The sequence below is a fragment of the Flavobacterium glycines genome, from assembly GCF_900100165.1.
GTDB classification, from domain to species: domain Bacteria; phylum Bacteroidota; class Bacteroidia; order Flavobacteriales; family Flavobacteriaceae; genus Flavobacterium; species Flavobacterium glycines.
Window position 1 is genome coordinate 36,095 of record NZ_FNEO01000002.1, and the last position, 13,119, is coordinate 49,213.

A 13,119-nucleotide genomic window follows, 5' to 3' on the forward strand; every position below is an offset into this window, starting at 1 on the left:
ATATGATACCTAAAAAAATAGCTGTAGTAGCATTATTGATACTTGCAATCCATGTTTTCTGTCAAGAAAAGTCCGCAAACATTAAACTAACAGCAGAAAAATTACATTCCAGAGTTCGCGAATGGCCTTATCCTGTCAATGGAATAACGGTACCAACCAATGCACCTGCCCTACTGTGGCCTGGAACTAACGGCAAAGAAATGGTTAAGCCAATGGAAAGTGGCAGTGATGTGCCTGAAGATCCAAATATTGGTAATGTGCGTTACAAAGTAATGCTTGCCAGTGATAAAAATTTCAACAACGATTTACTTAGCAGTTCAGAGCAACGTTGGGCGGTTTATCCACTACATCAGGCTTTAAGACCGGGAAAATGGTACTGGAAATACGGTTATGCTTTAAAAGGCAGCAATCAATGGACCTGGTCTGCTGTTTATGATTTTGTGGTGGATGCCAAATATGCTAATGAAAAAGTATCTCCTCCAATTAGTGAAGTATTGAAAAGAAATGAAGGCTCCCACCCTCTTTTATGGGGTATGAACCGCATTGGGGAAGATTTTTATCGCAATAATCTGGACAATCCAGAAGCTAAAAAATTCATTGTATTTGCCGAAAAACTAATGTTGGCTCCGCTTCCTACTGAAAAACCACAAAGGGTCATAGATACTACCGGAAAAACACCATTGGAGAAAAAAATTATTATCGAAAGAATGTATCACGGTTTTGGTGATGCCGTGGGAAATCCGGTTCGTAATTTGTGTATTGCTTATCAGCTGACAAAAGACAAACGTTTTATTCTGGATGCCAAACGCAGAGCATTAAATATTGCCAATATGAATCCTGATGGTGTGGCTACAAGGGATGATTTTACCAGTGGTGCTGTGTTAGAAGCCCTGGGTTGGTTCTACGATGCCGGATATGATTTCTTAACGCCACAGGAAAAAGAACAGTTCAAAAATAGTATTACAATTAGAGCTAAAAGAGTTTATAATCATTTGCCTAATCGTTTTGAATTACATGTAAGTGACAATCACGTTTGGCAAATTACCTTGCGTAACCTGGCTATTGCAACGGTGGCAGTAATCAATGATGTTCCGGAAGCCAAAGAATGGCTTACCTACATGTATGAAGTCTGGTCGGCACGTTTTCCTGTTTTAGGTACAACCGATGGAGGCTGGCATGAAGGCAATGGTTATTTCAGGGTCAATTTTAAGTCGATTATTTATTTATCACAAATGTTTGGTGACTTTAGTGGAGTCGATTATTTTAAATTACCATGGATGCAAAACCTGCCTTATTACATGTTGTACACCCATCCTAACGGTGCTGCTACTACCGCTATAGGCGATATGTGGGAAAACGTTCCCTACATTGTAAAAGGTGAAGCCTGGTTTGCAGATGCGCTAACTTACCGAATGAATAATCCTTATTTAAATGACTATGTTAATGGAATAAAAAGATATCACCCTGATTATTTTCATGGTACAGATGATTTCCTTTTCTTTCGATTATTGAATTATAAACCTAACAGAGAACTTCCTATTTCCTCGCCTACTCAATTGCCTAAAACCAGAAAATTTGCTGATGTAGGTGTGGTAGCCATGCACGAAAATTTAGCAAAAGCTAATAAAAGTATAAGCAGTTATCTGTTCAGTAGTCCGTTTGGATCTTCAGGACACGGTCATGCTTCGCAAAATGCTTTTACGATTAATTTTAAAGGCAAAGTACTTTTTGGCGGAACGGGTTATTACAGTAATTTTAGTGATAAACACAACCTTTTATATTACCGTACTTCTAAGGCTTACAATACCATTTTAGCTGATAGTCTAAACCAAAAAATTGGCGAAGAAGGTTATGGTTGGATTCCAAGAGCTATTTCAGGACAACGTATTCAATATGCTTTGGGCGATGCCAGCAATGCTTATGGCGAAATAAAAAGTGATTTCTGGTTGGATCGATTCAAACAAATTAAGCTAGTTCCAAGTAAAGAAAACGGTTACGGCGAATCGGGTGTTACTTTATACCGCAGACACCTATTGCAGCTGGATGGTGGTTATATTATTCTTTATGATGAATTAGAAGCCAATAAGCCTGTAAAATGGACCACACAATTTCACTGTCCGTATTATACCATCGAAGGAACAAACGCTGCAAACGCCAACCAACAAAATTTTACGGTAAAAACTGATTTGGGGAATGTGACAGCAAGTGTTTTTGCGAATACTTCTTTGAAAATGAATATTCACAACAAATTTTTTGAACCAGCAGTTAATTGGAATAAAGTGACCAATGACGAAGGTCAGATTAAAGATTTTAAAGATCAATGGCATGCAGGCATTACTTCGGAAGCCAAACAAAAATTCCGATATTTAACCATTATCCAAGTTAAAGATGGAAAAACCGAAGTGATTAAAACGCTCTCAAATAAAAGAGGGTTAACTCATGTACAAGTTGGCGATTGGGATATTCAGGCACAATTAGATGGTGAAAAAACGGCTGCATTACAGGTTATTGGTAAAGAGGCAAAATCCCTGTTTAACTATGGTGATTTAGCCGTATTTTTTCAAGGGAAAGTTTACAAATCCAGTATTACAGGAAGTTCTCTATTATTAGAAATGGAAGGAAGTAAATTGAACAAACAAGAAGCCGTAGATGAATTACCAGATGTTGCCAAATATGACCGAAAATTAAAATAGGCCTATTCTTTTAAATTATAATAACATTACTTTTTTGCCCCAAATTGCCTAACTTGTTGTTCTCTTTTAACGAGAAAAATAAATATTATTTAAAAGAAAATAAGCGTAGAAAAACAACTATAATCCACACTGTCATGAGAAAAAAGATTGCTTGTATCGCACTGCTTTGCATTGCTCTTTTAGCCACTAAGAGTCATGCTCAAATGCAGGATCGCTATTTTCGTAACATTTCGGTCGATAAAGGCTTGTCGCAAAGTACTGTTTTTGCCATTAGACAAGACGCTCTGGGTTTTATCTGGATTGGTACACAGGATGGTTTAAACCGTTATGACAGTAAGGGATTTAAAGTATATCGTCCGATAAAAAACGTTAAAAACAGCTTACAATCTTACTATATTCGAAGCTTATTTACGGATCACAAAGGACAATTATGGATTGGAGGGAATAAAGGAATCAGTGTTTATAACTATGACACCGACAGTTTTACAAACTATCAGCTGCCTCGTAGTCTGGGCGAATGGTATATTTCTTCAATTACAGAAGACAATGCCCATCAAATTTGGGCTACTTCCATTGCTGGTGATGTTTTTATGCTTTCGCCAAAAGCAGATCATTTTATCCCGGTAAAATTCAATGCTTCATCCCATGAGATTAAAAAAATTGCTTACATCGGACTTTGGCAAAAACAAATAATTTTGGGTACAGATGTTGGTCTTTTTAAATTAAAACCCGACAGTTCTCAATTGACAAAAATTAATATTGGTGTTAAAAAAACCTATATCAATGATGTCTATATCGAAAATCAAAAAATATGGGTGGCAACCGAAGGTAACGGACTTATTAATTACAATACAAAAAATAATAAGCTTACTGTATTACTGCATAAAACAACCGCAAACAGTATTGCTGATAACAACATCCGATGTGTAGGTAAAGATACTGAAGGAAATCTTTGGATTGGCACATTTAAAGGCCTTTCCATTTTTAATCCTAAAGAAAACTCGTTTACTAACTATTACCATCAAATAGCGCAACCTTATACCATCAGTCAAAATTCAGTGCGTTGCTTTTTTAAAGACAAACAAAACGGAATTTGGTTAGGCACTTATTATGGAGGTATTAATTATTACCATAAAAATGATATTAAGTTCAATTTATTGAGCCAAAACTCCGGTAAACCTTCGTTAAATGACGAAGTTATTGGTGTAATAAAACAAGATGCAAAAGGTAATTTTTGGATAGGAAGTAATGACAAAGGGCTGAACTATTGGAACAAAAACGCCAATACCATAAGCTATTATTCGAATAGCGAAAATAATCCAAACAGTTTAAGTTCTAACAACATCAAAGCCATTGAATTTGATAACAATGCTAATATCCTGATTGGAACTCATAACGGAGGACTTAATTTACTAAATCCTAACAATGGCGTAGTAAAGCGGTTTCTTCATGATGACAATAATCCAAGTTCCATAGCCGGAAATTTGGTTTACAGTATATTAAAGGATTCCAAAGGTCGTATTTGGGTGGGCACACGATCCGGTTTGGATCAATTTCATCCGGAAACCAAATCTTTTACTCACGTTCATTTAGACAAGGCTGGAAAACGTCCGTCATCGGATGATATTACCTATCTTTTCGAGGATAGCAAACATCGTATCTGGATTGGAACAACTAACGGTGTAACCTTATTTTATCCTGATAATATTTTGTTTGGAGACATTGGACACGGAAAACGAAGCGATGATATTGTAAATTGTATTACCGAAGATCAAAAACATCGCATTTGGATTGGAACCCGAGAAGGACTACGCCTGTATGATGAAGCCCAGGAAACATTTATTAGTTTTAAAGAAACCATCGATTTTGTCAAAGAAACAATTTACGGTATTATCCCTGACGAGGATGGAAACCTATGGATTTCAACCAACAGAGGCTTGATAAAATTCAATCCTGACAAAGGCTCGGTTCAAACATTTGACGAAAGCGACGGTTTGCAAAACAATCAATTTAACGAATACTCATTTTATAAGGCTAAAGATGGAATGCTGCTTTTTGGAGGAATTAAAGGGCTCTCCTATTTCTATCCGTCTATGATAAAACAGCAGGCACTTCCGTTAAAATTAAATTTTACAGCACTCGAAGCATTAAACAAAACCGTTGCTGTTAATGACGAAACCAACATTCTGGAACAGCATATTGACCAGACAGAAAGCATCGAAATTGGACCTGAATACAAACAGTTTAGTATCTTTTTTAATACCTTCAATTACATATCCTCTAATCGTACCCACTATTATTACAAACTGGACGGAATTGACAAAGATTGGCAACTTACAGATGAACTAAAGATTAGTTACAGCAATTTACCAGTTGGAAAATACAATTTGCAAATTAAAGCAATGGGACCAAATGGTGAAATGAGTCCCATTAGAAATTTAGAAATTAAAATCCTGCCCCCTTGGTACAAAACTGGCTGGTTCATTCTGCTGTTACTGATAGTAATTGGTACGGCAACCTATATTGGTTTCAGAATGATTACGGAACGAATTAAAGCCTTACAACAGCTAAAACAAGAACGTATCGATAAAGAAAGAGTACGCGATATCAATCAGGTAAAAATGGATTTCTTTACCAATGTTTCACACGAACTTCGAACTCCATTAACACTGATATTAGCACCTTTAGAAGAATTATTAAAACTGCCTTTTACTGATAAAGCAACCAAAAAGAAACATGAGCTGATGTTTCTTAATGCTAAAAGACTGTATAACCTGGTGGATCAGTTATTTGAATTTAGAAAAACCGAAATGGGAACACAACAGCTCAAAGTGAGTAAAAATGATATTGTGCGTTTTGTTCAGGAAGTTTACGAATCTTTCAAACCTCTTTCAGAGAAAAAACAAATCCATTTTACAAACCATTCTTCAGAAACAGCGCTTTCGTTTTATTTTGATAAGGATGCTATGGAAAAAATACTATTCAACCTGCTTTCCAATGCCTTTAAATATACCGAAGCAGGACATAATATCAGCATTGAATTATTAAAAAAAGAAGATGAAATAGTTATAAAAGTTAGCGATACGGGTGTTGGAATCAGCGAAGAAGATTTAGCCAAAGTTTTTGATCGTTTTTATCAGGTAAGCAATAAAGAAATGAATTTAGGTTCAGGTGTCGGACTGGCTTTTACCAAGCGTTTGGTCGAATTGCATCATGGAACTATTACTGCCGAAAGTACTAAAGAAGAAGGCAGTACTTTTACGGTGACCCTTCCTATTTCAGACGAAATTTATAAAAATGATTTGCATCTTGAAAATAGCATTCAGGAAGTTGCTATAATAACTGAAAAAGAGAACAATGATGAAAATTATTTGCAATTAGAAGAAAATGATGCCATAATCAATGAGATAACCCAGGAAGTTCAGGCCATCAAACTACTCATTGTGGATGACAACAAAGAAATTTTAGCCTATTTACAGGATTATTTTTCTAAAATGTATGAAGTAACGGTGGCCTATGATGGTCAAATGGCTTTGGATTTATTAGAAGTACAGCCTTTTGATATTATTATTAGCGATGTAATGATGCCTGAACTCGACGGTTTGCATTTTTGCAAACGGGTAAAACAAAACATCAATACTTCCCACATTCCTTTTATGCTGTTAACTGCCAAAACAGAAACAAGCCAACAAATAAAAGGATTGGAAATGGGAGCTGACGATTATATTACCAAGCCTTTTTCTACACAATTGTTAGCGCTTAAAATTTCAAATCTGTTGCGCTCCCGTAAACGCCTGAAAGAATACTATTCTGCATCACAAGAACTAATACCCGAAAATATTGCTTTTAATACTCTTGATGAAGAATTTTTAAAAGAGGCTATTAACATTGTTGAAGAACATTTGGCTGATTCTGAATTTACAGTAGATGTTTTCAGTAAAAAAATCGGAATGAGTCGTTCCAATCTTTATTTGAAATTAAAAGCCATTACCGGCGAATCAGCAATGGATTTTATAAAAAGAATCCGATTCAAAAAAGCCGTTGAACTGATGCAAAGCAAACGCTACACGATTGCACAAATTACGTATATGTGTGGATTTAATTCGCCTTCTTATTTTTCAACGGCATTTAAACAACATTACGGTTGTATGCCTAGCGAATATTTAGATAAAACCGACAACGCTAAAGAAGAATCTTAATTTTAAAAGACTAAAAAAACAACTCACTCATGAAATTTATGAAATTATTTTCGGGAATTGCTTTTATATTGCCTTTGGCCCTTTTAGCACAAACAAAAGCGATTGTAAGCATCCAAAACCATTCAGCTTTAAATTACAAAGACGCTGTGGTAGCCATAAAATGGGACGCCGTTTTACTACAATATCCCCAAATTGACACTGCTAATTTTGTAGTTCTTAATTCGGTTACTAAAAAGCAAATTCCCTATCAATTAGAACACAAAGGACACTCCGCTATTCAAAATGTATTGGTACAAACGGATGTCAAAGCCAAATCGTCACTTACTCTTTTGATACAAAAAGGAAAACCGGAAATTTTTACTGCCAAAACTTATGCCCGCTATGTACCGGAACGTAAAGATGATTTTGCCTGGGAAAACGACCAAATAGCTTTTCGCGCCTACGGTAAAGCACTGGAAAAAGAAAAAGACAATGCTTATGGTTTTGATGTTTGGGTAAAACGCACTAACCGAATGATTCTTAACGAACGCTATAAAAGGGCTGATTATCATACTGACCATGGCGATGGTTTAGACTATTACCATGTAGGCTTTACATTAGGCGCCGGTAATATGGCTCCATTTGTAAATGACACCATCCGTTATTCAGGAAATTATCAGCAATGGAAAATTCTGGATAACGGTCCTTTACGCACTACATTTCAATTGATTTATGATAGTTGGAATGCCGGAGGAATAAAAATAAGTGCTACAAAAACCATTTCTATCGATGCTGGTTCACAATTAAACCGCATCGAAAACACCTATACTTTTAACAGTGATAACACCTTGCCGGTTGTAGTGGGAATCATTCGAAGATCCGAAGCCGGATACATTTCACTGAACGAACAACAAGGAATTATGGGATATTGGGAACCTACCATGAATGAAAATGGTACAACCGGAGTAGGTTCAATAATGACAACTCCTATTACAAAAATGTGGGTCAATAACGAACAATTATTAGCTAAAACTACCGTTAAAAACAACGAAACTTTTATTTACTACACAGGAGCCGCCTGGGATAAAGCAGGAAAAATTACCGATGCTAAAAAATGGTTAGACTACCTGAATGATTTTAATCAAAAACTAAAAAATCCTTTAGTTGTGAGTATCAAATAACTCTTATCCCATTTCATCAAAAGGCGATTAAATCAAAAGATTTAGTCGCCTTTTTCAATTTAATTTGACTGCTATTTGTTTGAAACATAAAAGTGTTTTTAAACTATTAAGTTCATGAAGAAAATTAAGATTTACAGTATTCCTAAACCTCTTAATTTTCTTCATGGTTTTCAAAAAAAGAATCTTCACAACATTTCCACTGAACCTTTAATTATAATCAGCAAAAAAATAGCCAACTAGAACCTACTCAGAAACCTGTTATTCATGGATTTATAGCTATAAAACAAGCTGTTTACACAAATTCGAAAGTTAATTGGTAAATATTGAAATACCTTTTTTGATTTCAAATATAACTTCGCAATATCAAAACTGATAAAAACCAAAATAAATACTAATTAAAACAATAAAAACAATGTCGATTAACTTATTTGATTTATCTGGAAAAACAGCACTAATTACAGGAGGAGTTCATGGTTTAGGAATGGCTATGGCAAAAGGATTGGGACATGCTGGAGCAAAAATTGTAGTAAACGATCTTTCGCAGGAAGCAATTGACAAAGCTATTGCCGAATACCAGTCGGTAGGAATTGAAGCTTATGGATACGTTTTTAATGTTACCGATGAAAAAGCGGTAATTGAAGCCATAAACAAAATTGAAACGGAAGTTGCTCCAATTGATATTCTAATAAACAATGCCGGAATTATCAAAAGAACTCCAATTATTGAAATGGAAGTCGAAGATTTTACGGCAGTAATAAATGTAGATTTAATTAGTCCGTTTATTGTTTCTAAAAATGTAGTCAAAGGTATGATTGCACGTGGTGGTGGAAAAATTATCAATATCTGCTCTATGATGAGTGAACTAGGAAGAGATTCTGTAAGTGCTTATGCTGCTGCAAAAGGTGGATTGAAAATGCTGACTAAAAACATGGCTACCGAATGGGCTAAATTTAACATCCAGACTAACGGAATTGGTCCGGGTTATTTTGCAACAAGTCAAACAGCTCCAATTAGAGTAAACGGACATCCATTTAACGAATTTATCATCAGCAGAACACCGGCAAATCGTTGGGGAGATCCGGAAGATTTACAAGGAGCAGCCATTTTCTTATCTTCAAAAGCGAGTGATTTTGTAAACGGACACATTCTTTATGTTGACGGAGGAATATTAGCTACCATTGGAAAACCATCTAATGAATAATACTACTAAAACCTTTCACTAAAAAACGATGTCAAAAATGAAATCTACAATACATTCAAATCAAAGGAGCGCAGTAATCCCTATGATTATTTTAACCAGTTTATTTTTTATACTGGGATTTATAACCTGGTTAAATGGTCCACTAATTCCTTTCTTTGAATTGGCTTGTGAATTATCAGCCTCACAGGCTTATTTTGTGACTTTTGCATTTTATATTGCCTATTTTGTCATGGCTATTCCCTCTTCAAAAGTAATTGAGAATATCGGTTATAAAAACGGAATTTCATTTGGCTTACTCACTATTGCTTTTGGAGCATTTTTATTTTATCCGGCTGCCGAAAGTCGCACTTTCTATTTATTTCTAATAGCGTTATTTATTATGGGAACCGGTTTGGCAATTTTACAAACAGCCGCTAATCCTTATGTTGTGGTTATTGGACCACGAGAAAGTGCTGCAGCAAGAATCAGCGTATTAGGAATTGCTAACAAATTAGCTGGTTTTGTTGCTCCTTTAGTTCTAACAGCTTTAGTTTTGTCAAATATGCAGGATTACACTGCCGAAAAAATTGCAGCTCTTGATAGCGAAGCTAAATCAGCAGCATTGGACACTCTAGCACTGCAATTACAAACTCCTTACATGTATATGGGAGCCGTAATACTTATTCTGGCACTATTAGTACGTTTTTCTCCATTACCGGAAATCGATTTGGACAAAGATGGAAATGTAGCCCATATGAGTATTTTTAAACAAATCCAAAATGCGTTCCAATTCCCTCAATTAGTTTTAGGTGTCATTACTTTAATGTTATACTTATCCGCCGAAGTTTTGGCAGGAGATTCCATTGGAGGTTTCGGTAAACAACTAGGTGTTTATGGTGAAGACGGTAACTTTTATTTAAAACTGACTTCATTTACCATGACCGCAATGGTAGTAGGATATATTCTAGGAATTACGCTTATTCCAAAATACATTTCTCAGGTTCAGGCATTAAAAGCCTCGGGAATTTTTGGGTTGATTTTAGTCCTTTTAATAGTAACTGTTTCCCCTGCTATACATATTCAATTACCCGGAATTCCGGCATTGCCACTAGTAATTATTTTAGTGGCGCTTATGGGACTTTCTAATGCCTTATGTTGGCCTGCTATTTGGCCAATGGCTCTTCAGGACTTGGGCGGATATACTAAAGTAGGAAGTGCCATATTAATTATGGGAATCATTGGCGGAGCCATTTTCCCTTTAATTTACGGGGCCTTAGTCGAAAATATAAATGCCGCTAATCTGGCAAATAATATGAGTAAAACAGTCAAAAGTGGCAATCAAATTGCCTATTTGATTTTGTTACCTACCTACCTTATGATCATCTTTTATGCCTTTAAAGGACATCAATACAGAAGCTGGTCAAGAAAATAATTGAAATTAAGATTATAAAATAAAAATAAAGAATAATGAAAAGTACAATAGACAAAGCGACAGGATTTGAGAAACGATTTGAAAATATCAATACGGTAGTTTTCGAAAATTCAGCTGAAGCTTCTAAAGCTGTTGCTCAGGAAATTGCAACACTTATCAAATCAAAACAAGCCAACAACGAATCCTGTGTATTAGGTCTTGCAACAGGTTCTTCTCCAAAAGGATTGTATGCTGAATTAGTTCGTTTGCATAAAGAAGAAGGATTGAGTTTTAAAAATGTCATCACCTTCAATTTGGATGAATATTATCCAATGGAGCCTAATTCAGTAAATAGCTATGTGCGATTTATGAAAGAATTACTCATAGATAAAGTAGATATTTTACCTGAAAATTATCATATTCCTGACGGAACTTTATCCAAAGAGCAAATTGCGGATTACTGCGCGGATTATGAAGCTAAAATTGAAGCTTTGGGCGGAATCGATTTGCAAATACTTGGAATTGGAGGAAATGGGCATATCGGGTTTAATGAATCCGGTTCTTTACAAAACTCTAAAACCAGATTAGTTGCGCTGGATCATATTACCAGAGTAGCTGCAAGTGGTGATTTTTCAGGATTGAGCAATACGCCAAGAACAGCGATTACCTTAGGAGTTAAAAAAATCATGGAAGCCAAACAAGTTATTCTGATGGCTTGGGGTGAAGGAAAATCAAACATTATCCAAAAATCAGTTGAAGGCGAAGTGACCAATCATATTCCAGCTTCCTTTTTGCAAGAGCATAACAATGCAGTTTTTGTTTTAGACAAAGAAGCTTCTTCTAAACTAACCCGAATTAACAAACCATGGTTAGTTGAAAAAATTGTTTGGACGGATAAATTAATCCGAAAAGCCGTTTTAGGCTTAGCATTAGATTTGAAAAAACCAATTTTAATGCTTACCGATGCCGATTATATTGAAAACGGAATGAGTGATTTATTAGCCGATTCAGGTCCTGCTTATGACATCAATATTAAAATTTTTAATAAACTGCAAAACACCATCACAGGTTGGCCGGGCGGAAAACCAAATGCAGATGATGAAAACCGACCTGAAAGAGCCGAACCGGCTAGAAAAAGAGTCTTACTTTTTAGTCCGCATCCCGATGATGATATCATTAGTATGGGAGGTACTTTTATGCGTTTGCAGGAACAAGGTCATGAAGTACACGTAGCCTATCAAACTTCGGGGAACATTGCTGTTGCTGATGATGAAGCCCTTAGATTTGCAAATTTTGTGATTGATTACAATGAAAAATTTGGAATAAAAAGTGTAGAAGCTGAAGATATTTATAAAAAAGCCTCTGTCTTTTTAAAGAACAAAAAAGCCAGCGAAATTGATATTCCGGAAGTTCGTTACATCAAAGGATTGATTCGAAAAGGAGAAGCGCGTGCAACAAGTCATTTTGTTGGATTGCCAGACAGTCAAATTCATTTTATGGAGCTTCCTTTCTATGAAACAGGAACTATTGAGAAGAAACCTATTGGAAAAGAAGATATCCAAATTACGATGGATTTGATTGAAAAAGTACAACCACATCAAATCTATGCTGCTGGTGATTTAGCCGATCCACACGGAACACACAAAGTATGTCTGGATGCCATTTTTGAAGCGGTAAAAAATCTCAAGTCAAAAGATTTCATGAAAGATTGTTGGGTTTGGTTATACCGAGGAGCCTGGCAGGAATGGGGAATTGACGAAATTGAAATGGCCGTACCAATGAGTCCGGATCAGGTTTTAACCAAAAGACACGGAATATTCAAACACCAATCTCAAAAAGACGGAGTTGTTTTTCAGGGAACTGATTCCAGAGAATTTTGGCAAAGAGCAGAAGACAGAAATGCAGAAACGGCACAATTATACAATCAATTAGGTTTAGCTCATTATGCTGCTATGGAAGCATTTGTGAGGTGGGAATATTAGATTTTTTTAATTTGTTGTAGTGAAAAATCAGGCTTTATAGCCTGATTTTTTTTTATTCATAAACATTAAAAACTGTATTTACAATAATTTAATTTATTGAAATAGCAGTATATATAACTCGTTTCAATCTTTTAAATAAAACATTAAAATTATAATGTCATTATTTGTAAAAATTTTTATCTGAAATTTATAAGTAAATTAATATGTTCGATAGTCGAACACCTTAAGCCTAATTTAAAGAGTTATTTTTCAATTTAAAAAGATAGATTTTTTAAACAATCATTAAAAAGAAAACTTATTATTGCTTTTGAAAAACAATTTCAACAAACCAATCATTCTCAACAATCCCAATAAGACAAAGGCTTCACAAACTATCCCTTAAGTTATCCAAGAACATTAATATAGGTGTAAGGTGTTAGATTGTAATCCCCTCGACTCCACAAAAAATTATAAGCATTTCTTTTTTTATTAAACCGAAGTACAAACAACTTATG

The 13,119-nt window shown here is 35.3% G+C and carries 6 protein-coding genes; all 6 read left to right on the top strand.

The window, feature by feature from the left end:
• Nucleotides 1-2 precede the first annotated feature (2 nt).
• The 6 genes from BLR17_RS08770 to nagB all read left to right on the top strand — a co-directional run bounded on the left by BLR17_RS08770 (nt 3) and on the right by nagB (nt 12,625).
• Entirely contained in the window at nt 3-2,693 is a 2,691-nt protein-coding gene (locus BLR17_RS08770) for a DUF4962 domain-containing protein (RefSeq protein WP_066329901.1), read from the top strand.
• A 134-nt stretch (nt 2,694-2,827) separates the two neighbouring features.
• Nucleotides 2,828-6,892, top strand: coding sequence for a hybrid sensor histidine kinase/response regulator transcription factor (locus tag BLR17_RS08775; protein ID WP_066329989.1), 4,065 nt, complete (start codon nt 2,828-2,830; stop codon nt 6,890-6,892).
• A 29-nt stretch (nt 6,893-6,921) separates the two neighbouring features.
• Nucleotides 6,922-8,052: a DUF4861 family protein gene (locus tag BLR17_RS08780; protein ID WP_066329899.1), complete on the top strand. Its 1,131-nt coding sequence runs from the start codon at nt 6,922-6,924 to the stop codon at nt 8,050-8,052.
• A 412-nt stretch (nt 8,053-8,464) separates the two neighbouring features.
• Complete coding sequence (locus tag BLR17_RS08785; RefSeq protein ID WP_066329898.1) at nt 8,465-9,253, top strand: gluconate 5-dehydrogenase; 789 nt, start codon at nt 8,465-8,467, stop codon at nt 9,251-9,253.
• A 37-nt stretch (nt 9,254-9,290) separates the two neighbouring features.
• The gene (locus tag BLR17_RS08790; protein ID WP_066329988.1) at nt 9,291-10,664 is read left to right on the top strand and encodes a sugar MFS transporter; all 1,374 of its coding nucleotides are present in this window, start codon (nt 9,291-9,293) and stop codon (nt 10,662-10,664) included.
• A 32-nt stretch (nt 10,665-10,696) separates the two neighbouring features.
• Nucleotides 10,697-12,625: a glucosamine-6-phosphate deaminase gene (gene nagB / locus BLR17_RS08795; RefSeq protein ID WP_066329897.1), complete on the top strand. Its 1,929-nt coding sequence runs from the start codon at nt 10,697-10,699 to the stop codon at nt 12,623-12,625.
• Nucleotides 12,626-13,119 lie beyond the last annotated feature (494 nt).